Here is a 22,127-nt window from a genome sequence, read left to right as displayed (position 1 = left end):
CCCGTGGCGCCTCGTGTGCCTAGGTATTAGGCGTGTGATCTCGCAACGCAACTTGAAAAAATGAAAAAATGTTCATCGCGCCCTGACCGGGCTCCGCAGCGGCCATCGTGAGCGGTCTGGGTGGGGCGGCCGATTTTTGCCACGCTCGGGGCATAGCGACGGGGCCGGGAACTGAGACAAGACCGGCCGCGTTGACTGCCGAATGACCAAATATCAGGAGGGATGGACGATGGTGATGCGACAGATGCTTGCGGCGATGCTCGCCGCTCTGATACTCGCACCGGCGGCTGCCGAAGCGGGTGACAAGCGGGTGGAAGTCGGCTCGCTCACCTGCCGGATCGATGGTGGAGCGAGCTTCGTGTTCGGCTCGACGCGCAGTCTGAGCTGCAAATTCGAGTCGGTGCGCGGCGGCCCGCCGGAGTATTATGAAGGCGAGATTGAGCGTTTCGGGCTGGACCTTGGCGTGACAGGGGAAACCGTGATGGGCTGGGCGGTGTTCGCGCCGAGCCGCGGGATGCCGGATTACGCGCTCGCCGGCACCTACAGCGGCGTAGCGGCCGATGCCTCGTTCGGTCTTGGCGGCGGGGCCAAGGTGCTCGTCGGTGGCTCCAACGACACGATTTCGCTGCAGCCGGTGAGCCTTCAGGGACAATCGGGCGTGAATCTCGCCCTCACGGTAGCCCGCTTGCGGCTGCGTTCGGCGCCCTAAGCTGCGTCATTAAATCGCACCCGGGCGGCGACCAAATGGAACGGATGGGGTCATGACCAAATTGCGGATCGGTGTCATCGGCGCGTCGGGCTACACGGGCGCCGACCTCATTCGCCTGGCCGCGGCGCATCCGAATATCGAGATCGGCCCGCTTGCGGCCGGGGCGCATGCCGGGCAGACGCTGGCGGAGGTGTTCCCGCATCTCGGCCGCGTCGAGGCGCCGACACTCACCCGCGCGGAGGAGACGGACTGGCGCGGTTGCGATGCGGTATTCAGCGGCCTGCCGCACGGCGCGGCGCAGGACATCATCAAGTCGCTGCCGGAGGATCTGCGGGTCATCGACATGTCGGCGGACTTCCGGCTGCGTGATGCCTCCGTGTACGAACAATGGTACGGACGGGCCCATGAGGCTCAGGATCTGCTGGCCGAAGCGGTTTACGGCCTGACGGAATTTTATGGTCCCGAGATCGCCGAGGCGCGCCTGGTGGCTTGTCCGGGCTGCTATCCGACCGCCGTGCTGTTGGCGTTGCTGCCTCTGCTGAGCGCGGGGCTGATCGTGGCGGACGATATCATCATTGATGCCAAGTCCGGTATCTCCGGGGCGGGCCGGGCTCTCAAGCAGAACACGCTGTTCGCTGAGGCGGGGGAGGGGCTGTCGCCCTACGCGATTGGCGCGCATCGCCACGGCCCTGAGATCGACCAGGAGATCAGCCGCGCGGCAGGCCGCGATATCGTGGCGAGCTTTACGCCGCACCTGGTGCCGATGAGTCGCGGCGAGCTGGTGACGTGTCATGTGCGCTTGGCGGAAGGCGTAACCGTCGGGGATCTGCGCGCCAGCCTCGACTCGCGCTATCACGACGCGGCCTTCGCGCACCTGCTGCCCGAGGGGCGCGTCCCCGCCACGCAGCATGTGCGCGGATCGAACCACTTCATCGTCAATGTCTTTCCCGACCGGCTGCCGGGCCGTGCCGTCGTTATAGGCGCGTTGGACAACCTCGTGAAAGGCTCCGCCGGCCAGGCGCTGCAGAACTTCAACCTGATGTTCGGTCTGCCCGAGACGACCGGGCTGGAGCAGCAGCCGCTCTTCCCATGAGAAAGGCGGCGCGCCTGGCGCCGCCTTTCCGTTGGCTGCAGGGACAGAGATGGCTCAGGTGGTGCCTTCGGGCATCAGAACCGTATCGATGACGTGAATCACGCCGTTCGAGGCTTCGATATCCGCCTTCGTCACCTTGGCGTCGCCCACCATCACATCGTCGGTGGCGTCGATGCTCAACTGGGTGCCTTCAACACTTTCCGCCTGCATTTCCTTACCCTTGATGTCCCCGGACATCACTTTGCCCGGCACCACATGATAGGTGAGGATAGCAGTCAGCTTGTCCTTGTTCTCGGGCTTCAGCAGGTCCTCGACAGCGCCCTCTGGGAGCTTGCCGAAGGCGTCGTCGGTCGGCGCGAACACGGTGAACGGGCCTTCGCCCTTCAGCGTCTCGACAAGTCCAGCCGCATCAAGCGCCTTGACCAGCGTTGTGAAGCTGCCCGCCTCCTTGGCGGTGTCGACAATGTCTTTCTTCGCCATGCTGCCGGCATGTGCGGCTGGCGCCATGACGAAAGCGATGATCGTTGCGAATGCGATACTGCGTAGAACCGACATGAATTGTTCCTCCTTAGATCGAAAAAATTCGTCACTATGTGATATTACCAATACAACGAAGTACTGTCGCCAAGGTTCATGTCGGCGCAGGGTGTTGATGGTCGTATTGTAAAGGAAGTGTATTTGCAGATTAAGGATGTGTGCCGGAGTGTCTGAAAACGCGACGACTGCTTGCCGGGGTGTCAAGAAAAAAGGCGGCGCGCAAGGGCGCCGCCTTCTCCGTTCGGGTCGGTCTGCCGCTTAGCTCGTGGAGCCCGGCATCACGACCTCGTCGATGACATGGATCACGCCGTTGGACGCGGCCACGTCCGGCATGGTCACGGTCGCGCCGTCGACGGTCACGCCGTCAGTGCCATCAACGGTCAGCTTACTGCCTTCGACCGTCTCGACCTCAAGCTGCTTGCCCTGCACATCGCCGGCCATCACCTTGCCGGGAACGACGTGATAAGTGAGGATCGAGACGAGCTGATCCTTGTTTTCCGGCTTCAGCAGGTTCTCGACCGTGCCATCCGGAAGCTTGGCGAAGGCATCATCGGTCGGGGCGAACACGGTGAACGGGCCTTCGCCCTTCAAGGTCTCGACCAGGCCGGCGGCATCCAGGGCTGTCACGAGTGTCTTGAACTCTCCGACGGCCTTGGCGGTGTCGACGATGTCCTTTTTGGCCATCGAACCGCCAGCGAAAGCGGCCGGGGAGGCTACGAAAACCAGTGCCATGGCAAGCGCGAGGCTGCGTAGAATCAACATTTACTCCTCCTTTTCCAGAGATGAGTCAACAAATTCGCCATCGCCACAGTTCCGCCTCCAGCGGGATCGACTTGCGCCCCGCATGAACAAAGTTTAATGAAGGCGCGATCGTGTTAAACAGTTCTGTGCGATGATGGCAGGTCTACGCCGTTTCTCTTGCGCGGGATCACCGAGGTGTGAGCGAGAGACAGGTTTTCCAGATCACAGTTTCGTGAGCGGTGCGTGATCACACGCCCCATCCTTTTGGCGGATGCGGCGCAGTGCGCGATAGACAAATGATCCGCTGCCGGCTATCGCGCGTAGACGTCGAAAGTCCAAATATTCCCCGCGAGTGTGAATGAGTTACCCCCCGTTGCGGATCGGTGTGATCGGGACCGGCGTGTCCGGCCTGAGCGCCGCCTGGCTGCTGGCCAAACGTCACCGCGTCACGTTGTTCGAGCGTGAAGGCCGCCCCGGCGGTCACTGCAACACGATCACCGTCGATGCGCCGGAAGGTCCACGTAATGTCGATACCGGCTTCATCGTCTACAACACGCAGAGCTATCCGAACCTGATGGCGTGGTTCGATCATCTCGGGGTGGACTGCGCGCGCACGAGCATGTCGTTCGCCGTGTCGCTGAGCGATGCGCGTGTAGAATATTCGAGCAATGCGCCCTTCGGCCTGCTCGGCGCGAAGCGCAACCTGTTTCGGGCGTCTCATTGGCGTATGCTGCGCGACGTGAGCCGGTTTTTCCGCACGGCGCGTCAGGACCTGGCCGACCAGTCACTCGGCAACATTTCCCTGGGCGATTACCTCACTCAGCGCGGCTTCGGACGCGGCTTTGTCGATCATCACATACTGCCCATGGCCTGCGCGATCTGGTCGACCCCGGAAGAGCATGTGCTGGACTTCCCCGCGGCGGCTTTCATCCGCTTCTTCGCCAATCACGGGCTACTACAGGCCTTTAACCGGCCGGAATGGCGCACGGTGGACGGCGGCAGCCGCATTTATGTCGACAAGGTGCTTTCCGATTTCCGCGGCGAGTTACGGCTCGGCACGCCGATCAGTCGCGTCACACGCACCGAAGAGGGCGTCCAGGTCGACGATGGGCAGGGCGGCCGCCACCAGTTCGATCATGTCGTCATCGCCGCGCACGCCGATGATGCGCTGGCCATGCTCGCGGACGCAGATGCGGAAGAACGCCGCTTGCTCGGCGCATTCCAGTACGCTGATAATACCGCCGTTCTGCATACCGACCGCGCCATGATGCCGCGCCGCCGCCGACTCTGGGCGAGCTGGAACTATATTTCGGCGAAAGGGCAGGGCGCCCAACGCTTGTGCGTGAGCTACTGGATGAACAGCTTGCAACCGCTGCAGACGAAGCGGGATTATTTCGTGACGCTGAACCCGATCGACGAGATCGCCGAAACCAACCGGATCGCGACGATCGCGTACAAACACCCGATGTTCAACAGCGCCGCGATGGCGGCGCAGCCGGAACTTTGGTCGCTGCAAGGGCGGCGGCGCACCTGGTTCTGCGGCAGTTATTTTGGCTACGGGTTCCACGAGGACGGGTTGCAGAGCGGCTTGGCCGTGGCCGAGCAGCTTGGCGACGTACGGCGGCCTTGGCGTCTCGATAACCCGTCGGATCGGCTCAGTCTGCCCCGCGAGGACGAACAAGTCGCATGAATATGGACTCGGCGGCGATCTATCGCGGCGAAGTGGTGCATGAGCGGCTCCGGCCCAGGCATCACAAGCTGCGCTATCGCGTTTTCTCGCTCCTGGTCGATCTCGACCATATCGCTGAGCTTGGCCAGCGCTTCCGGCTGTTCTCGCACAACCGCTTCAACCTGTTCAGCTTCCACGACCGTGACCACGGCCCGGGCGACGGCCAGGACCTCGCCGCGCATATCCGCGCGCTGCTGACCCAGGCGGGCCTGTCAGAGTGCCGCGCGCGCATCCTGCTGTTGAGCTATCCGCGGATGCTGGGCTATGTCTTCAATCCGCTCAGCGTCTATTTTTGCCTTGATGGCGCAGGCCGACTTGGTGCGATCGCTTATGAGGTCAGCAACACGTTTCATGAGCGAAAGACATATCTGCTCGCGGCCGACCGGACAGATGGCCGCAGCCTTTACCAGAAATGCGCCAAGAGCTTTTACGTCTCCCCGTTCAACACCGCGCGGGGCACCTACAGCTTTCACATTCAGCCGCCCGATGAGCGCGTCGGCATTGGCGTCGCACTGCGTGACGAGCAGGGCCCGCTGATGCGTGCGCATTTTGCCGGAATGCATGAGCCGCTGAATGATGCGACGCTCGCAAGGCTGGCACTGCGCTACCCGTTGATGACGTTGAAAGTCATTGGCGGTATTCATCTTGAAGCCTTCCGGCTGTGGTGGAAGGGCGTGCCGCTGGTGCGCCGTCCGGCCGCGCCGGGCTATTCGGTGGATTTCGTCCCCGCCACCGCCTCGCGCGCCGAACCGTTGGTGTTGGACAATGCCGCACGACCGTCATAACGCGCCACCGCCACCCGACACGCTGCGCGCACGCCTGATCTTTGCAGGCTGCGAGCGCGCGCTTAAAAATCTGCGCCGGGGCAGCGCCGAGCTGATCCTGCCATGTGGCAGCCGCCGCGTCTTTCGCGGACAAGCCGACGGCGTTCACGCCACGCTGCATCTGCGCAATTTCGGCGTGTTCTGGAAATCTCTGCGCCGCGGCACGGTGGGCTTTGGCGAGAGCTATATCGACGGCGATTTCGAAACGCCCAACCTTGCCGACGTGTTCCGCTTCTTCCTGGACAATAAGCCGGATCTGAAACAGGCCGGTCGCGGCTGGTTCAAGGTGCGCCGCCAGGACAAACGCTTCCATCAGCGCCGTCGGAACAGCGTGCAGGGCGCCAAGCGCAATATCGTCGACCACTACGACCTGGGCAACGATTTCTACGCCCAGTGGCTGGACGAAACGATGACCTATTCGAGCGCCTATTTCACCGCGCCGGGTCAGTCGCTGGCCGATGCGCAGCGGGCGAAATACGACAAGGTGCTTGAAGCGCTGGGCGAAGGCGCCGAAGGGCGGATCCTGGAGATCGGCTGCGGCTGGGGTGGATTCGCCGAGCGGGCCGGCCGGCAGGGCGCGCAGGTAGACGGCATCACCATTTCGGATGCGCAACTCGCCTATGCCCAGAAGCGGATCGACGCGGCGGGCCTGTCGAACATCTGCCGAGTCGAACACCAGGACTACCGCCACACCACAGGAAAGTACGATGGCATCGTCTCAATCGAGATGATTGAGGCTGTCGGGGAAGAGCACTGGCCGCGCTATTTCCAGACGATCTATGACCGGCTGCGCCGGGGTGGGCATGCGGTGCTTCAGTGCATCACGATCGCGGAGGACTTCTTCGAAACGTACCGCCGGCAAGTGGATTTTATCCAGCGCTACATCTTTCCCGGGGGGATGCTGCCGAGCCATTCGGCCATCCGCCGCGAGGCCGAACGCGCCGGGCTGGCGCTGGAGGGCGTCGAGACCTTCGGAGACAGCTACGCCCGCACGCTGTGGACCTGGCGCGAGAACTTCCATGCCCGCTGGCCGGCGATCCGGTCGCTCGGATTCGATGAGCGCTTTCGGCGGCTGTGGGACTACTACCTGACCTACTGCGCGGTGGGCTTCGAGCGCGGCACCATTAATGTCGGCCTGTACAAGCTGACCAGGCCGGCCTAGCCCTGCGATGCTTCTTGGCTGGCGCGTTTCTGTTCTTCACGCTTTTCGATCATCCGCCGCGTGACGCCGAAGAAGGCGCTGTAGGGCAGGTTGCGCAGCGCTTTCAGGCTCGAGACAAGCTGCCAGGGAAAGGCGATCTCGAACTTGCCTCTGTCCAGCCCGCGGGCGATGCGCCGCGCGGCGTCATCCGGCTGGAGGATGAAAGGCATCTCGAAATCATTCGCGGCCGTCATCGGCGTTTCGACGAAGCCGGGATTCACGACTGTTACAGCGACATTGTAGCGGTCCAGATCAGGCTTGAGGGACTCCGCGAAACTGATGAGCGCGGCCTTGGTCGGCCCATACGCCAGTGATTGCGGCAAGCCGATATAGCCGGCGACAGAGGCGATGATGGCGATCCGACCTGCGCGGCGCTGCATCATGGGGCCGATCAGTGCGCCGACGACATTGATCGTGCCGCCGTAGTTGACTTCCATGCTCCTGCGGATCTTGGCTGTGTCGAACTCATCGACGCCCATTTGCGACCACATCGCCGCACTCTGAACGGCGAGGTCGATGGGCCCCAGCTCGGCTTCGATCCGCCGGACAGTGTCCGGTACGGCGTCCGCGTCGGTGATGTCGAGGGGATAGGCGTAGATGTTCGCTTTCGCACCAGCAAGGGCTTGCAACGCATCGGCCGAACGCGCGGAGACCGCGACGGTGGCACCGCGCGCGGCATAAAGTTCCGCGAGCGCCTTGCCTATGCCACTGCTCGCGCCGGTTATCCAGATAATACGGTAGGCCAAGCCCAAACTCCCGGACGGACGCCGCGCGCCTAGATGCCGGTCAACGGCTGCAGCACGCGCGAGAGCAGTCCCTTGAACCGCGCCGCTTCCTCAGTGGCCACGAGGCAGATGCACTCGCCGTCCTTGTCGACGCGGGGTTCATGTTCGGCATCCTCGTCAAGGTCCGCGACGTCGCCGGGGCCGAACCGTCCGAAGCGATCGTGATAAGCGCCGCGGAGGATCAGCGTCAGCTCCGAGCCGCCATGTCCATGCTCGGGAATGCGCATACCCGCCTTGATGCGCAACAGTCGCAGACTGCCACGGCTTTCATCGGGCAGCTTGATCGCGTACTGGCGAATGCCCGGCGCCAGCCACTGCCACTGCAGGTCATCCAGCGAGGTGCCGATGAACCTCTGTAGCGGTTTGGGAACCTCGCCGCGTGTCTTGCCGTTGTTATGCCGGCCGCGGGTGCGATGCAGCGGAAAGCTGCGAACGTTGTCGTCGCGGAAATACGACGCCATGCGCTCGCTCAAGCCGTCACTGAGCGGCTGCGGGTCGATATGCTCCAGCAATGCGCCGCCCAGCATGTCCAGTTCGCCAAGCTGCTTGCGGCAGGATGGGCAGACATCGAGGTGGCAGGCCGCCACGCTGGCGAGCGCCTCGGGCAGGGCGCCGGCCGAAAGGCCCATGAGCGTCGCTTCGTCGAGGTGATGTGTTATTGTCATTTCAGGTCTCCCAGACGCTCGCGGATTTTACCGTAGGCCAGGCGCATTCTTGACTTTACGGTTCCGAGCGGGACTCCAAGCCGCTCCGCGATCTCTGTATGGGTCAATCCCTCAATATAAGCCAGCCGAACCACTTCGTGCTGATCCGGTGTCAGCGTCTCAAGCGCCTCCAGAACCCGCTCGCGCTGCTGCTGGCGCTGCACCTCGTCGTAGGGGCTGTCGTCCTCGCTGGGGCGCTCCTCGGCCTCGCCACCGAGGTCCTGCCAGACGGCGTTGCGGCGCAGCTTGTCGATGCGCAGATTGCGCGCGATCGTGAATACCCAGGTGGAAAAGCTGCCCTTGCTCTCCGCGAAAAGGTGAGCCTTGCGCCAGACGGAGAGCATCGTTTCCTGGACGATCTCTTCAGCCGTTTCAGGATCGGCGCCCTGACGCATCAGCATGGCCTTGATGCGCGGTGCGAAAGTGACGAAGAGTTCGTGAAAAGCCTCGGAGTCGCGGTTTCGCGCCACCTTCTGGATGAGATCGGTCATGTGCATCCGGTCTGCTCGGCGCGCGTGATCCGGCGTTAACGCCCCGTTTGATGAATTGGCCAGCATATCCACCTTCCCAATGTTTGCCTAGCCTACGTAGGCCGAGGGTCGGTTGGATCATGCGAGATGGGGCAAAGCGACGCGGCTGCGCCAAATCGCGCGGTTTGGCTCGGGGGCTCAGCCGCCGTCGTGGTGTGATTACAACGCTTGATCGGGCCTCGGGTTCCTAGCCGCCGGAGATATGCTCAGCCAGCCCTCGGTCCTCGCCGGCGTTGGTGGCGGTGCGCTGAAGCCGGGCGAGTTCGTCTTTCAGCGTCATGATGCGCTCATAAGACGTGCGGATGCGCTGTTCGCTCAGCCTGCCGTCCGCAATCGCGGCGCGGATGACCTCGGCGACCCGTTCGGGCAGATCCGGCTGATAGCCGTTCTGATTGGTGATCAGCAGGATGTCGTTGCCCGCTGCCACGGCACCGACGATACGCTCTTCGAAATTCGTGTTTTGCCGAACGCCGCGCATATCGAGATCGTCGGTGATGACGACGCCGTCGAAATTCAGGCTGTCGCGAAGCACGCGCTCAATGGCTTTCGGCGAGAGCGACGCGGGAACATCGGGGCTGTCGGAAAAGGCGGGGTGGTACAGATGCCCCACCATGATCATGTCGATCGCTTCCGCCTCGATCAGGTTTCGGTAGGGGCGCAGTTCGCGCTCCTGCCAGCTTTGCGAAATGTCCACGAGCACGTCGTGACTGTCGGTATCGCTGCTGCCATGGCCGGGGAAGTGCTTCGCCGCGGTCAGCAGACCGGTTTCGTTATGGGCATAGACGAACGCCTTGGCGTACGCGGTAACGTGATCGGGGTCCTTGCCGTAGCTGCGCTTGAGTCGACCGATGACCGGATTGGCCGGATTGAGATTGAGATCCACGACGGGGCCAAGATTGAGGTTGAAGCCGTAGTCGCGCAGTTCAAGCGCCAGATTGCGATAGGCGGAATAGGCGGCTTGCGGGTTGTTGCGTGCGCCAAGGCGCTCGGCCGAGGGATGCGTCTTGAAACCCTTGACCCGCGAGAGCCGTTGAACGTAGCCGCCCTCCTGGTCGACCGCGATGAAGGGAGTCGGCTGACTTTCGCCTGCCCGGGTGAGGGCGCGCGTGAGCTGTTTCACCTGGCGCGGCGTGTCAATGTTGCGGCTCATCAGGATGACGCCGCCGGCCTTCCCGGTTTCCATTTGCTGGAGCACGCGCCTAACGCCGGGATCGGACGGCGTCTTCCCGGGAAAACCGACCATGATCATCTGCCCGATCATGCGCTCCAGTTGCGGGTTTGATCTGGGGCGCTCCGGGGCGCGGGTCGGGGGTGCCGGCACAGGATTGCCGGTGGGCCGTGTCACGGCGGCAACTTGATCCGGTCCCGTATTGCCGGCCTCGGCTGGTGCCTCTTCCTCGCGATAAGAACCCGGCGCCTGCTCGCGATAAGGCTCTTCCACCGCAGCACGGGTTTCCTCGGGACCGGAAGATGCGTCAGAAGGCTCAGTGACCTCCGCCCTGGGCGAGTCGGTCGCTTCGGGCACGTCCGTGATCCTGGGCTCGCTCGGGTCGGAGTCGAGGATGATGATGTCGAGTGGCCCATCTCCCCGCTGGGCAGGTGGCGGTGGCGGTTCGCGGCGAGCTTCCCGGGTCGAGGGGCGCTCCGGCGCGCGATCGTCCCAGTCGTCCACATTGCGGTTCCACTCTTCGGCCGACGTCCGAGGCTCATCCCGGCCTTCACGCGCAGTCTCGGGCGGCGCATCGTCCCAGCGTTCCCGTGCGCGTTCGCGCCGCGGTTCGTCATCCCAGAGACGCGAATCGTCGCGGCGGCCGCGCGGGTCCAGGAAATCAGGACCGGGTGCCTGCAGGATGCTGTCCACCAGTGGATCACCCGTCAGCCCGCTTTCGCCGGGGGACTGGGCGGCCAGCCCCGGTGCGAAGAGAACGATTGCCGCACTGACGGCAGCGGCGAACGTGGTCGCACGCGCCGCGCTCGAATAGGTCGCAGATTTCACGGGCGGCTCCTTCACAGACCGCTGCGCCGTCCCTTTCCGGCGGCGCCACGATGACACAGTTTTCCGCTATTCCCCGGCAAAAAAAGGGGAATGCGAGCGAACTATGACCCTTTGTTGACCACGGGCGTGGTATAAGGGCAAGGTTTCGACGAAACGCGGGCACGGTCCGCCAAAACCTTGGATGGCGATGATCCTCGCAGCGCGCATTATCTTGTTGGCGGCCCTGATGGGGGCCGCGCCGGCGCAGGCCTCGGTGGAAAAGGCGCTTCTCTACGCACAGGAGGGCGTCAATGCGCTCATGCGCGGCAATAACGGCAAGGCGATTGAAGCTTACGGCAAGGCGCTTGAGGATGAAAACCTGCCTGAAGCGCGGCGCGCCAGCATCTATAATGACCGCGGCGTGGCCCACTGGCGCGAGCGACGCTACGAGAAGGCGCTGGCAGATTTCGAGAAATCCATCGAACTCAACCCGGACTACGCTCCAGTCTACAACAACCGCGGCAATGTGCTGATGGCGATGGGCCGCGTCGATGCTGCGATCGAGGATTTTTCCCGGGCGATTTCGCTGGCGCCGGCCTACGGCGCGGCCTTCAACAACCGGGGCAATGCCTATCTGGCGCTCGGCCAGCTCGAAAAGGCGGAGGCCGACCTACGCAAGGCTGTTAAGCTGCTCCCCTCAAGCGCCGCCCCGCTCAACGGGCGAGGCAAAATTGCGGCGGTCGATGCGCGACCCTTTGCGAGCCTGCGCTATCTGAACCGGGCGATCCTGCTGAACCGCAATTATCCCGCCGCCTATCGCAATCGCGCCGCCGCGCTGATCAAGGTGCGCCACTATGATGATGCGCTCAACGATCTGGAGCAGGCCGCCGCGACCGCCGATGGCGATGCACAGCTGCTGATACTGCGCGGACAGGTGCGCCGTTTTGACGGCAAGCCGCAAGCGGCCGTGCAGGATTTTTCCGCCGCGCTCGAGATCGCACCGGAAAATGGTGAGGCCTATGCCGGGCGCGGCCTGGCGCAGCTCGAGCGCGGTCGTGTGCAGGAGGCATTGAACGACTGCGACATGGCCGTGACCTTCGCGCCGGACCACGCCCCCGCCTATCTGTGTCGGGCACGCGCCTATCTCCGGCTTGGCCAACCGGTGCAGGTCAGCACCAATATAAGCCAGGCGCTCGACCTCGAGCCCGACATGGCCGAAGCTTATCTGGTTCGGGCGCAACTGGCTGAGGAAGCGGGTGATATCGAGGCGGCCACGGCTGATTACCGGGCCGCGCTCAAACGTGACCCGCTCCTGGGCGATGCGCGCACGGCGCTGAGGCGTCTGGGCCAAGAGGACCAGGAGGGCGAAGAGAAGGCCGAAGCCGCCATGCCCGACCTGACGGTGGGTGAGCCGCTCAACGGCTGGAGCATCGTGAAAGGGAAGAGTGCAGGCTATTACGCGGTCAATGACGATTATCCCGATGTTGCCGTCCCGCTGGAAATGTACGGCGAGGCACAGCCACGACTGGTCGAATGGACGGAACTGACCAAAACCCTGCGCGGCTTCGGCCTGCTCCGCTATCACGCGGGCAGTGAGCCGGGGCGCGCCGGGGAGGGAGACCTGGGGCACGAAAACGTCGCCATCATCAATCTGCGCAAGGAGCGTGTTGTGGCAATCGAGCCGTATCGGGTCGCCGGCGAAAAGGCGCAGTGGGAATGGGGCCGTTACGGCGTCACCGTCACGGACCCGGATGGCGTCCCCAGTGCGCATCAGCTTCGCGAGGAGCCAAAGGTCGTGCGGCGCGAGCCGGAGCGCCGGCTTGAAGACGACAGCTGGACATATGAGGAGTGGCGCGGTGATCGGCGCTATGACCGCCGTCGCTACCGCCGCCAGCGGGAGCCGCGCACGCTTTTTGACTGGCTATTCCGGTAAGCCGCTCCCTGTACGCCAGTCGCTGGAACACGCGCGCAACTTTTCCGGTGATCCTTGCGATTGCGGAAAATCGCCCCATTCCGGCGACTTGGAAACCTCCGGTCAATCACCTTCACATCTGATCATAGCCATTATCAAACAGGTGATTTGACGCCTGATTGTTTCAATATGACAATTTGACGACCGTTTATTCATTCGTGGAGGCTGCCGATCCGATGTTTGTCTTGTTTTCGCGTCCATGGCGTCCCTCTTCGCTTCATCGAGCCGCGAGGGTGATCGGCGCGCTGGCGCTCGCCATAGTCGTGGTCCCGGGCCCAGCGACCGCCGCTGCGCCGCAGACGTTGCCGGATCTTCAAGGCGATTTTCTTCCCGAACTCACCGGCGACTGTGAGGCAACCGGGGCCATCTGCACCTGGGAGGAAGTGATCGGCGGCCGCCTCGACGACGAGGCCCACGCCGTGGTTGAAATGCCGGATGGCGGCTATGCATTGGCCGGCCACACGCGCTCGCACGGCATGCTCGACCGCGACGCCTGGGTCCTACGGCTGGACCCGCGCGGAAAGGTCGTCTGGCAGCAGGTGCTGGGCGGCCCGATGACTGAAAAGGTGTTCGGCATCACCTCGACCGACGATGGCCATGTGGTCATTGCTGGAAAAACCTATTCGATCGGGCGCGGCGGGTCCGACGCACTTGTTGCCCGCTTCGACACCAACGGGGAACTCCTCTGGCAGAAGACCTATGGTGGTGCCCAAAACGACGGTGCTCGCGCAATCGCGCCGCTTGCCGAAGGCGGCTTCGTCGTCGCGGGCAGCAAGGGCGGCGAGGAAGACGACGATGTCTGGGTGATCGCGCTCGACGGAAATGGCGACAAGCTCTGGGATCGCTCGCACGGCACTTCGGGCGAGGACGGCGCGGTAAGCATTACCCAGTCTGCCGACGGCGGTTTCGCCGTGGCGGGGTATTCGCAGCGACCCGGCCTCAGCAACTTCGACAACTGGGTCATCCGCCTCGACCCGCGCGGCGAGATCATATGGCAGCGTCATTTCGCGCGCGGTATCTTTTCTGCCGGCACAGCCATCAGTGCGGCACCCGAGGGCGGTTTTTTCGTCGCGGGTATCTCGCAGGTGCGCACCCCGCGCGACAGCAAGTCCTGGGTGATCCGGCTGGCGGAGGATGGCAAGACGCTGTGGAAGCAGCTCAGCCAGAATGCCGGCAGCAACGAAGCCTGGGGCGCCGCGGTGACGCCGGATGGCGGGCTCGTCGTCGTCTCGGCCGCGCAATATGGCGGGCTGGGCGAGAGCGACGCACGGCTTGTGCGCTTCACGCCGGACGGCGAGATCGTCTGGTCACGTATCATTGGCGGGCGAGCCTGGGAGCGGCCCACCGCAGTAATCACCACGCGCGACGGCGGCATCCTCGTGACGGGCTACACGACCGGGCGTGGCGCGGGCTATCAGGACGTCTGGGTCATCAGGCTGGACGGTGAAGGGCGGCTGAACGGGCGCTGATCCACACCCGTCGCATTTGCGCCGCAAAGGCTTGGTGCTTCGAACCGTGACTGCTATCACCGCGGAATCACCGCGGCCGCGGTGAGGGGGATACGGATCGGAGCACACCCTATGGCGGCCAAGAAGCGCACCGTCTTCTGGACGGCAGTAGTTGGCCTGCTCGCCGTCATTGCCGCTGTTGTCCTGTGGTTTGTCTGGGGCTCCGGGCAAGAAGGCACCGCTCAGCCGCTACCCGCGCTTGGCGCGGATATTGAGCGTACGACCGTATCCGGTCTGTCTTCCGGCGCCTACATGGCCGGACAGTTTCAGGTGGCACATTCCGATATCGTCGTCGGAGCCGGGCTGGTAGCCGGCGGGCCGTACGGCTGCGCCGAGAGCGAGTTTTCGCGGCTCTGGCCGATCTGGACAACGGCGATCCCACACAACCTGAATCTGGCCCTCAACGCCTGCATGGACGACAGCCTGGCCATGATGGGCAAGCCCGACATCGAGACGCTGGTCGAGCGCACCCGTGAGCTGGCCGGCGATGACAAGATCGCGCCGGTGGACGGGCTCTCCTCGGACCGCGTCTATCTGTTTCATGCCCGGGATGACCAGACGGTCGCGCGCTCCGTGGTGGCCAAAGCAGCCGAATATTACCGCGAGATGGGCGTGTCCGGCGCCAACCTCCGCTTCGTCCGCTTTGACCGCGGCGCGCACGCCTTCATCACGCTGGATGACGGCTCCGAGTGCGGTGTTTCCGGTCCGCCGTTCCTGAATGACTGCGATTATGACCAGGCCGGCGCGATCATCCGGCATCTTTACGCTGACGCGATGGAGCCTGGCGGCCCGCCGGCGGGCGTTTTCCGTGTCTTCGACCAGACGCGCTACATCGAAGGCGGTGACCAGCACAGCATGGCCCGCGAGGGCGTCGTCTATGTCCCGCCGAGCTGCCGCGACGGTGCGGGCTGCGCCGTGCATGTCGCTTTTCACGGTTGCGAGCAGAACCGCGCGCGCATCGGCGATGCTTTCATCCGCGGCTCCGGCTTCGCGCGCTGGGCAGATGCGAACCAGCTGATCGTTCTGTTTCCCCAGACCAGGCGCAGCACCGTCAACCCGAAGGCGTGCTGGGACTGGTGGGGCTATACGGGTTTGAATTACCGGGAGCGGTCGGCCCCACAGATCGCAGCTGTACGGTCCATGGTGGGACGGCTGGCGCAGCAGCCGTGATCCGTGGTACCCAAAAACAACTTGTGCGCTCATGTGGGCTGTCACCGGCTTGCCACGTTTGCCGCGAAAGTTGACCAGCTGGATGATCCGGCTGCGCGATAAACCCAGAGAGATTGCATGACCTCTTCAATTCGAAAGGCCGTGTTTCCCGTCGCCGGTCTCGGCACCCGCTTTTTGCCCGCCACGAAAGCTGTGCCAAAGGAGATGCTACCCGTCGTCGACCGGCCGCTGATCCAGCACGTCGTCGACGAGGCGCGGGCCGCCGGCATCGACCACAGCGTATTCGTGACAGGACGCAACAAGCACGTGATCGAGGATCACTTCGACATCCAGTACGAGCTGGAAAGCGTTCTGAAGCACCGCAACAAGAAGGAGGAGCTGGCGCTGCTCGACAGCCTGCGCCCGCCACCTGGCCAGGCGAGCTTCACGCGCCAGCAGGAGCCGCTGGGCCTGGGCCATGCGGTCTGGTGCGCGCGCGATCTCATTGGCAATCAACCGTTTGCGCTCCTTTTGCCCGATGTGCTGGTGAAATCGCCGGGCGAAGGGTGCCTGCCGGCAATGATGCGCGAATACAATCGGCTAACCGCTGAAACCGGCGAAAAGGTCAATCTCATCGCCGTGGAGCGCGTCGACCCGTCCGAGGTCTACAAATACGGCGTTGTCAGCCTCGAAGACGGCGAGGGACCGATCTGGCCAGTCACCGGCATGGTCGAAAAGCCGAAGGTCGAGGAGGCGCCGTCGAACCTGACGATCCTCGGGAGGTACATTCTCCAGCCGGAGATCTTCGATATTCTCGGCAAGCTCGACCCCGGCGCGGGCGGGGAAATCCAGATCACCGACGCCATGCTCAAGCTGCTGGAGACGCAGAAGGTCTACGCCTACGAGCATAAAGGCCAAAGTTTTGATTGCGGCTCGAAGCTCGGCTTTCTCGAGGCGAACATTGCCTATGCGCTGGACCACCCGGACCTGGCGGAGCGGATGCGCGCGGAGATCAAGCGGATAGCGAAAACGCTGGACTAGGGGCGCGCGGAACCGGCGACATTCTCAGGAGGGATCAACCATGGCACAGGCGACGGTCGCTGACGGCGCCGACTTTCAGACAGATGCGGCGGTGAGTTCGGCGCTGCGGACGCTGGATTTTGAACTCGGTGGCGTTACGGCGCTGAAACAGGCGATGGGCGGGGCGCTGGGTGCGAGCTTCGCTGCGGCGGTTGCGCTGCTGCAGTCGCTTTCCGGCCGGGCCATTGTCAGCGGCATGGGCAAGAGCGGCCATGTCGGCCAGAAGATCGCGGCGACGCTGTCTTCGACGGGCACGCCCGCGTTTTTCGTGCACCCGGGCGAGGCGAGCCACGGTGATCTCGGCATGATCACCCCGGAGGACGCCGTGATCGCGCTGTCCTGGTCGGGCGAGACGGTCGAGCTGACCAATCTCATCACCTATGCCCGCCGCTTCGCGGTGCCGATCATTGCCATCACCTCGCGCGGGGAAAGCTCGCTGGCCAAGGCCGCCCATCACGCCCTGATCCTGCCGCAGGCGACAGAGGCCTGTCCGCATGGCCTGGCCCCCACGACCTCCTCGCTTATGCAACTCGCCATCGGCGATGCGCTGGCGATCGCGCTTCTTGAAGGCAAGGGCTTCACCGCGCACGACTTCAAGGTGTTTCACCCGGGCGGCCAGCTTGGCGCGAACCTCAAGCATGTCGGCGACTTCATGCATACCGGCGCGCGGCTGCCGCTGACCACGCCGGACACGCCGATGAGCGAGGCGCTGGTGCTGATGACCGAGAAGTCCTTCGGCTGTCTAGGGGTCGTTGAGACTGACGGCAAGCTGATCGGCATCCTCACCGACGGCGACCTGCGCCGGAAGATGGGTGACGGCCTGCTGGAGGCAACGGTCAGCGACGTCATGACCCGCGGGCCGAAGACCATCGGCCCGGACGAGCTGGCGAGCGCAGCGCTCAATATGCTCAACACCTCGAAGATCACCGCGCTTTTTGTCGTGGAGGATGGTCGCCCGGTCGGGATTGTTCACATCCACGACCTGCTGAGGTTGGGCGTGGCCTAGAGCCTGTTCAATAAAAACCGGATCGCTGAACAGGCTCTAAATTATTGTTTTATCGCACTTTCTGACGCAAAACCGGTGCCCACTTTTGCTGAAAGTGCTCTAGACGTCGCCGAAAGAACTCGCCTTCGGCAGGCCCTCGTTGGAAGAGTCGGTTACCGGCTCGACGAGCAAATAGGTGCCCTGCGCGCCTACGACGCGCACGGTCACGCCGCGCGGACAATCCGGCCCGCGCACCGACCATTGCGAATCCCCGACCAGCAGCACGCCGCGGCCGTTCTCGATCGGGTGGTGCAGGCGGTATTGCTGGCCGATGAGCTGGCTGGCGCGGTCGGTAAAGCGGCTGGCATCACTACTGTCGCGTCCCCAGAAGCGCCCGGCACCGAGCAGTACCAGCACAGACAGGCCGCCGAACAAGAGCAGTTGCCACGCCCAAGCAATGTCGAAGGCCAGTACCGTCACGCCGACGATCGCCGCAGCGACGCCGAACCAGATCAGGAAGAAACCCGGCAGCAGCAGCTCAAGCCCCAGCAGGAGCACGCCGAAGATCAGCCAGGCCCATCCGCCGAGTTCGCGCACCTCGCCGAAAAAGCCTTCCATTGGATATCCCTCCGGTGGTTGATGGCGCTCGATACCGCCTGCGCATGCCGGCTTGCCGCCGGTACGCGCCGCAGTTTAGCCGGTTCGGCGGTTCACGCGAAGCCCCGATCAGCTCGTGCCGGAGCCTGAGCCGTCATCGGCGCGACCGTTGCTTTGGGCGCGGTTAGACATCTCGGACGCTGTCGCGGTCTCGCGCTGCTGCGCTTCGTGCTGCTCGATAGGCGCGGCATGGCTCTCAGATGCCGGTGCCGGCCCGTTCGCCTGATCTGCTTGGCCGTCCCACTGGGCGAGCTCGCTCTGTGCCGGTGAGGGCTGTCCGTTCCCCTTGCCGTTTTGGCCGTCGGTCGTCAGGGCCGAGTGCTGCGTGCCACGATCCGCGCCGTCCGGCGCCGCGGGCGGGGGTTGTCCGCCGGGAGAGCCGAAGGCCTCGCGCGTGAGTTCGGTAATGCCGCCGATTGCCCCGATCACGCTGGCCGCCTCCACGGGCATCATGAGCACCTTGGAATTCTCGGCGCTGGCGAGGTTCTTGAGTGCCTCGACATAGCGGTTCGCGACGAAGTAGTTGATCGACTGGACATTGCCCTCGGCAATCGCGCGCGAGACCATCTCGGTTGCCCGCGCATCGGCTTCGGCCTCGCGCTCGCGCGCTTCCGCATCCCGGAAAGCGGCTTCCTTGCGGCCCTCCGCTTCAAGGATCAGCGATTGCTTCAAGCCTTCCGCCTGCAAGACGCGCGCGGACTTGTCGCCTTCCGCCTCAAGGATTTCCGCGCGCTTGTCGCGTTCGGCCTTCATCTGGCGGGCCATCGCCTCGGTGATGTCGGCTGGCGGATTGATGTCCTTGATCTCGATACGCGAGATCTTCACGCCCCAGGGGTGCGTGGCTTCGTCCATGATGCGCAGCAGGCGCGAATTGATGGCGTCGCGGTTGGACAGAAGCTCGTCCAGCTCCATGGAGCCCATGACCGTGCGCGTATTGGTCAGGACCAGCGTAATCATCGCCTGGCGCAAGTCTGCGACCGCGTAAGCCGACTGCGCGGCGTCAAGCACCTGCATGAAGGCGACTGCGTCGACCTGGACTTCGACGTTGTCGCGGGTGATGACGTCCTGCGTGGGAATGTCCAGCACTTGCTCCATCATCACCACGCGGTGGCCGATCTTCTCGACGAAGGGGACCACCACGCGCAGCCCCGGCTTCAGGGTGCGCACGTAGCGCCCCAGCCGCTCGACGGTGAAGTTGCTGCCCTGCGGGACGATGACGACAGACGCGGCGACCGTGATGACCAGCACGATCGCCACGGCAATCGCGAAGATTTCAAAGGGGCCCATGCCGTGTCTCCAGTCCGAATGGACTGTTACACTTTTAGGCGAAAATTCCCGATCTGGAAACGTGAAAACGCCTGTCGGTCGGGCCTCAACCGTGCGTGCCGGAAGCAGCCAGCGTCCGCTCGGCCGGTTGTTCTGCAGTCTGCGAAACGTCGAGGTCGACCCAGCCTGCCAGCTCGCGCCGGATGACGGCCTCCAGCATGTCGATGCTGTCCGGCGTGTCGTTCAGGCACGGGAGCAGGGCATATTTCTCGCCACCGGCTTCCTCGAAGGTCTCGCGGCCCTGCATGGCGATCTCCTCCAGCGTCTCGACGCAGTCGGCGGAGAAGCCGGGTGTCACCACGGCGAGGCGCTTGACGCCTTCCTGGGCCAGTTCCTCGATGGTGTTGTCAGTGTAGGGCTGCAGCCACTCGGCATTGCCGAAGCGCGACTGGAACGTCAGCCGCAGCTTGTGCTCGTCCCAGCCCAGCGCCTCACGCAGAAGGCGGGTCGTCTTGGCGCAGTGACAGTGATACGGGTCCCCCTTCTGGAAATACTCCAGCGGCAGGCCGTGGAACGAAGCGATAACGACTTCCGGCTCCCAGTCAAGCTTGGCGAGGCTGTCCTTCATGGAGCGGGCCAGCGCTTCGATATAGCGCGGCTCATCGTAATAGGGCGGCACAACGCGCACGCTCGGCTGCCAGCGCATCTGCTTGAGCGCGTCGAAGGCCTTGTCGCAAGCAGTCCCGGTCGTCGCGGCGGAATACTGCGGATAAAGCGGAAACAGCAGGATACGATCGCAACCCTGTTGCTGCAGGTTCATCAGCCGCGACTTGATCGATGGGTTGCCGTAGCGCATCCCCCAATCGACGACAATCTGCGGGGCGTCCGACAGCTTCTCCGCGATCTTCTCGGCCTGCGAGCGGGTGATCGTACGCAGCGGCGACTCGTCCAACTCTTCGTTCCAGATGGAGCGATACGCTTCACCAGACGCGAACGGCCGCTTGGTCAGGACGAACGCGTTGAGAATGACCCACCAGATAACCGGGTTCACCTCAATCACGCGTCGGTCGGAGAGAAACTCTTTCAAGTAACGGCGCATCGACCAATAGTCGGTTCCGTCCGGTGTCCCGAGATTCATGAGCAGCACGCCGATGCGGCCGAACTCAACTTTCGGGTGGTCCTTCGGGAGATGCGAAATATTGGCTTTCAGCATGATGTCTCTCGTCCTTTCCGGAGACCTTCAAAAGGGGGAGGTCTGGCATGAGCCGGCGTCGAAGTCCAGCGCTGTCGGTGTTCAGGGCTAAGGGGTTCCGCTGATACGCCATTTCGCTGGATTTGGATGTGGATGTGATGTCTCAAGGTGAACAATGCACCCACAATGGACAAATCGTCGCGCTTGGCGCCGACGGGTTAGCAGCACATGCGTGAGGCGGCTGCTAACATATTGATATGAAACATTTTTCCTTCCATTGCGCGATGGCTCCGGTATAATTTGTGCATGGTTATCGGGTCAAGTGCCGCCGTCCCGATCGGGTGCCGGGTACTTCTCCGAGCCCTAAAGACATGCTGCGGATGTTGAGGGAACAATGGCCACGAGCGACCTCTTGCAACAGCTTCATGGATACAGCCTGACCACCGCCGAAATCCTTTACCGGCTTCCCGACTTCCCGAAACTCATCCAATCGTTCGTCTGGCAGGATTATGACTACGCGCCGGAATTTCCGAAACTCCAAGAGTTTCTGGACTATTGGCGCACGCATCTCGACGGTCCGCTCCATCGCATCACGGTGACCCACAAGAGCCTGGTGTCACCGACGGAGTTGCGCTATCTCGACGGCCGGCTCGTCCTCCACTAAGTTGAGCGTGGCAGAATCAAAAGGAGAGGGCTGTGGCGCCTCGGACCGCAGGCGAGGAACGCGTGCGCGAGGCGCAGAACGCAACATGGCAATGAATTTCGCTAAGCGGCAGAGGCGTTTGCTCGCCAGCAGCTATCGGCGCTACCGCAATCGCTTCACCGGCACGGATACGGCCAGTGACCGGCCGCGGCTAGCGCGTTTCCTTGAGCATTTCGACCTTGTGGCCGTCGACCACGGCATTTTCCGCTTCGCCTATCTCAACCTGCACGAGGTCGCGCCCGGTGTTTGGCGTTCGGCGCAGCCGAGCCCGCGCGACATCCGCAAGCTTGCCAAGCGGGGGCTGCGCACGGTTGTCAATCTGCGCGGTCCGCGGGATTGCGGGAGCTATCGGCTGGAGCAGCAAGCCTGCGCGAAATACGGCGTCGAGTTGATCGATTTCAAGATGCGCTCTCGCGGCGTGCCGTCCCCCACGACGATCCACGAGGCGCGCGCCCTGTTCGAGCGCATCCAGTATCCTGTGCTGTTTCACTGCAAGTCGGGCGCGGACCGGGCGGGCATGATGTCCGCGCTGTATCTCTTGCTGCGCGAGGGCCGGCCGGTCGAGGAAGCCGCGCGCCAGCTCAGCCTGCGCTACGGCCATTTCAGACAGGCGGATACCGGCGTGCTGGATCATTTCCTGGACACCTACCGCGAACAGACCGCGGATGCGCCGATGGACTTTCTCCAGTGGGTGGATGAGCGTTACCGGCCGAAAGAGGTTGCCAGGAGCTTCAAGCCGCAAGGTTTCACGAATTTCCTGGTCAACCGGCTGTTGAAACGCGAGTAG

20 protein-coding genes and 1 pseudogene are annotated in these 22,127 nt (G+C 63.5%); 12 read left to right on the top strand and 9 right to left on the bottom strand.

The window, feature by feature from the left end:
• The first annotated feature begins 202 nt into the window (after positions 1 to 202).
• Positions 203 to 709, top strand: a complete 507-nt coding sequence (locus BXY53_RS08300) for a DUF992 domain-containing protein (RefSeq protein WP_245410391.1) — start codon at positions 203 to 205, stop codon at positions 707 to 709.
• A gap of 52 nt (positions 710 to 761) precedes the next feature.
• On the top strand, positions 762 to 1,802 hold the full coding sequence (argC, locus tag BXY53_RS08295; RefSeq protein WP_119061363.1) for an N-acetyl-gamma-glutamyl-phosphate reductase: 1,041 nt from the start codon (positions 762 to 764) through the stop codon (positions 1,800 to 1,802).
• 54 nt (positions 1,803 to 1,856) lie between these two features.
• Here argC and BXY53_RS08290 read toward each other — a convergent pair whose 3' ends face one another.
• Positions 1,857 to 2,357 carry a fasciclin domain-containing protein gene (locus tag BXY53_RS08290; RefSeq protein ID WP_119061362.1) on the bottom strand — a complete coding sequence of 167 codons (501 nt, stop codon included), beginning with the start codon at positions 2,355 to 2,357 and terminating at the stop codon, positions 1,857 to 1,859.
• Positions 2,358 to 2,597: 240 nt separating this feature from the next.
• On the bottom strand, positions 2,598 to 3,101 hold the full coding sequence (locus tag BXY53_RS08285; RefSeq protein ID WP_119061361.1) for a fasciclin domain-containing protein: 504 nt from the start codon (positions 3,099 to 3,101) through the stop codon (positions 2,598 to 2,600).
• Positions 3,102 to 3,438: 337 nt separating this feature from the next.
• Between BXY53_RS08285 and BXY53_RS08280 the strand changes: the two genes are divergently transcribed.
• Genes BXY53_RS08280 through BXY53_RS08270 form a run of 3 tightly spaced genes read left to right on the top strand, consistent with a single transcriptional unit; the run spans position 3,439 to position 6,795 of the window.
• Positions 3,439 to 4,770 carry an NAD(P)/FAD-dependent oxidoreductase gene (locus BXY53_RS08280; RefSeq protein ID WP_119061360.1) on the top strand — a complete coding sequence of 444 codons (1,332 nt, stop codon included), beginning with the start codon at positions 3,439 to 3,441 and terminating at the stop codon, positions 4,768 to 4,770.
• On the top strand, positions 4,767 to 5,594 hold the full coding sequence (locus tag BXY53_RS08275; protein ID WP_210209173.1) for a DUF1365 domain-containing protein: 828 nt from the start codon (positions 4,767 to 4,769) through the stop codon (positions 5,592 to 5,594). The genes BXY53_RS08280 and BXY53_RS08275 overlap by 4 nt, the downstream gene beginning before the upstream one ends.
• Entirely contained in the window at positions 5,575 to 6,795 is a 1,221-nt protein-coding gene (locus BXY53_RS08270; RefSeq protein ID WP_119061358.1) for an SAM-dependent methyltransferase, read from the top strand. The genes BXY53_RS08275 and BXY53_RS08270 overlap by 20 nt, the downstream gene beginning before the upstream one ends.
• Here BXY53_RS08270 and BXY53_RS08265 read toward each other — a convergent pair.
• The 4 genes from BXY53_RS08265 to BXY53_RS08250 all read right to left on the bottom strand — a co-directional run bounded on the left by BXY53_RS08265 (position 6,792) and on the right by BXY53_RS08250 (position 10,849).
• Entirely contained in the window at positions 6,792 to 7,580 is a 789-nt protein-coding gene (locus BXY53_RS08265) for an SDR family NAD(P)-dependent oxidoreductase (RefSeq protein ID WP_210209172.1), read from the bottom strand. The two genes, BXY53_RS08270 and BXY53_RS08265, sit on opposite strands and share 4 nt — an antisense overlap.
• Before the next feature lie 29 nt (positions 7,581 to 7,609).
• Positions 7,610 to 8,284, bottom strand: coding sequence for a ChrR family anti-sigma-E factor (locus tag BXY53_RS08260; protein ID WP_119061356.1), 675 nt, complete (start codon positions 8,282 to 8,284; stop codon positions 7,610 to 7,612).
• Positions 8,281 to 8,814 (bottom strand): sigma-70 family RNA polymerase sigma factor, encoded by a 534-nt coding sequence (locus tag BXY53_RS08255; RefSeq protein WP_119061835.1) that lies wholly within the window; start codon positions 8,812 to 8,814, stop codon positions 8,281 to 8,283. Before BXY53_RS08255 ends, BXY53_RS08260 begins: the two co-directional genes overlap by 4 nt.
• Before the next feature lie 226 nt (positions 8,815 to 9,040).
• Positions 9,041 to 10,849 carry a glycoside hydrolase family 3 protein gene (locus BXY53_RS08250; RefSeq protein WP_147361531.1) on the bottom strand — a complete coding sequence of 603 codons (1,809 nt, stop codon included), beginning with the start codon at positions 10,847 to 10,849 and terminating at the stop codon, positions 9,041 to 9,043.
• A gap of 226 nt (positions 10,850 to 11,075) precedes the next feature.
• Here BXY53_RS08250 and BXY53_RS08245 point away from each other — a divergent pair, with 226 nt between their 5' ends.
• The 5 genes from BXY53_RS08245 to BXY53_RS08225 all read left to right on the top strand — a co-directional run bounded on the left by BXY53_RS08245 (position 11,076) and on the right by BXY53_RS08225 (position 17,543).
• A complete protein-coding gene (locus BXY53_RS08245) occupies positions 11,076 to 12,761 on the top strand; it encodes a tetratricopeptide repeat protein (RefSeq protein WP_170144378.1) in 1,686 nt (561 codons plus the stop codon).
• A 272-nt stretch (positions 12,762 to 13,033) separates the two neighbouring features.
• Positions 13,034 to 14,269, top strand: a complete 1,236-nt coding sequence (locus tag BXY53_RS08240) for a PQQ-binding-like beta-propeller repeat protein (protein WP_170144377.1) — start codon at positions 13,034 to 13,036, stop codon at positions 14,267 to 14,269.
• Positions 14,270 to 14,380: 111 nt separating this feature from the next.
• Complete coding sequence (locus BXY53_RS08235; protein WP_119061352.1) at positions 14,381 to 15,478, top strand: extracellular catalytic domain type 2 short-chain-length polyhydroxyalkanoate depolymerase; 1,098 nt, start codon at positions 14,381 to 14,383, stop codon at positions 15,476 to 15,478.
• Between the two features lie 117 nt (positions 15,479 to 15,595).
• On the top strand, positions 15,596 to 16,498 hold the full coding sequence (galU, locus tag BXY53_RS08230) for a UTP--glucose-1-phosphate uridylyltransferase GalU (protein ID WP_119061351.1): 903 nt from the start codon (positions 15,596 to 15,598) through the stop codon (positions 16,496 to 16,498).
• Between the two features lie 40 nt (positions 16,499 to 16,538).
• Positions 16,539 to 17,543: a KpsF/GutQ family sugar-phosphate isomerase gene (locus tag BXY53_RS08225; RefSeq protein ID WP_119061350.1), complete on the top strand. Its 1,005-nt coding sequence runs from the start codon at positions 16,539 to 16,541 to the stop codon at positions 17,541 to 17,543.
• 99 nt (positions 17,544 to 17,642) lie between these two features.
• Here the strand turns inward: BXY53_RS08225 and BXY53_RS08220 are convergent, their stop codons facing one another.
• From BXY53_RS08220 to hemH, 3 genes and pseudogenes are all read right to left on the bottom strand, one after another.
• Positions 17,643 to 18,140 carry an NfeD family protein gene (locus tag BXY53_RS08220; protein ID WP_119061349.1) on the bottom strand — a complete coding sequence of 166 codons (498 nt, stop codon included), beginning with the start codon at positions 18,138 to 18,140 and terminating at the stop codon, positions 17,643 to 17,645.
• 384 nt (positions 18,141 to 18,524) lie between these two features.
• Positions 18,525 to 19,466: pseudogene (locus tag BXY53_RS08215) on the bottom strand (SPFH domain-containing protein); the annotation flags it as partial.
• 85 nt (positions 19,467 to 19,551) lie between these two features.
• The gene (gene hemH, locus BXY53_RS08210; protein ID WP_119061347.1) at positions 19,552 to 20,658 is read right to left on the bottom strand and encodes a ferrochelatase; all 1,107 of its coding nucleotides are present in this window, start codon (positions 20,656 to 20,658) and stop codon (positions 19,552 to 19,554) included.
• A 373-nt stretch (positions 20,659 to 21,031) separates the two neighbouring features.
• Between hemH and BXY53_RS08205 the strand changes: the two genes are divergently transcribed.
• Positions 21,032 to 21,301 carry an usg protein gene (locus tag BXY53_RS08205; protein ID WP_119061346.1) on the top strand — a complete coding sequence of 90 codons (270 nt, stop codon included), beginning with the start codon at positions 21,032 to 21,034 and terminating at the stop codon, positions 21,299 to 21,301.
• Positions 21,302 to 21,392: 91 nt separating this feature from the next.
• Positions 21,393 to 22,127 carry a fused DSP-PTPase phosphatase/NAD kinase-like protein gene (locus tag BXY53_RS08200; protein WP_245410390.1) on the top strand — a complete coding sequence of 245 codons (735 nt, stop codon included), beginning with the start codon at positions 21,393 to 21,395 and terminating at the stop codon, positions 22,125 to 22,127.

The sequence above is a fragment of the Dichotomicrobium thermohalophilum genome (genome assembly GCF_003550175.1).
GTDB classification, from domain to species: domain Bacteria; phylum Pseudomonadota; class Alphaproteobacteria; order Rhizobiales; family Rhodomicrobiaceae; genus Dichotomicrobium; species Dichotomicrobium thermohalophilum.
The sequence above is the reverse complement of the archived record's forward strand: the minus strand, read 5'-3'. Positions and strand labels throughout refer to the sequence as shown.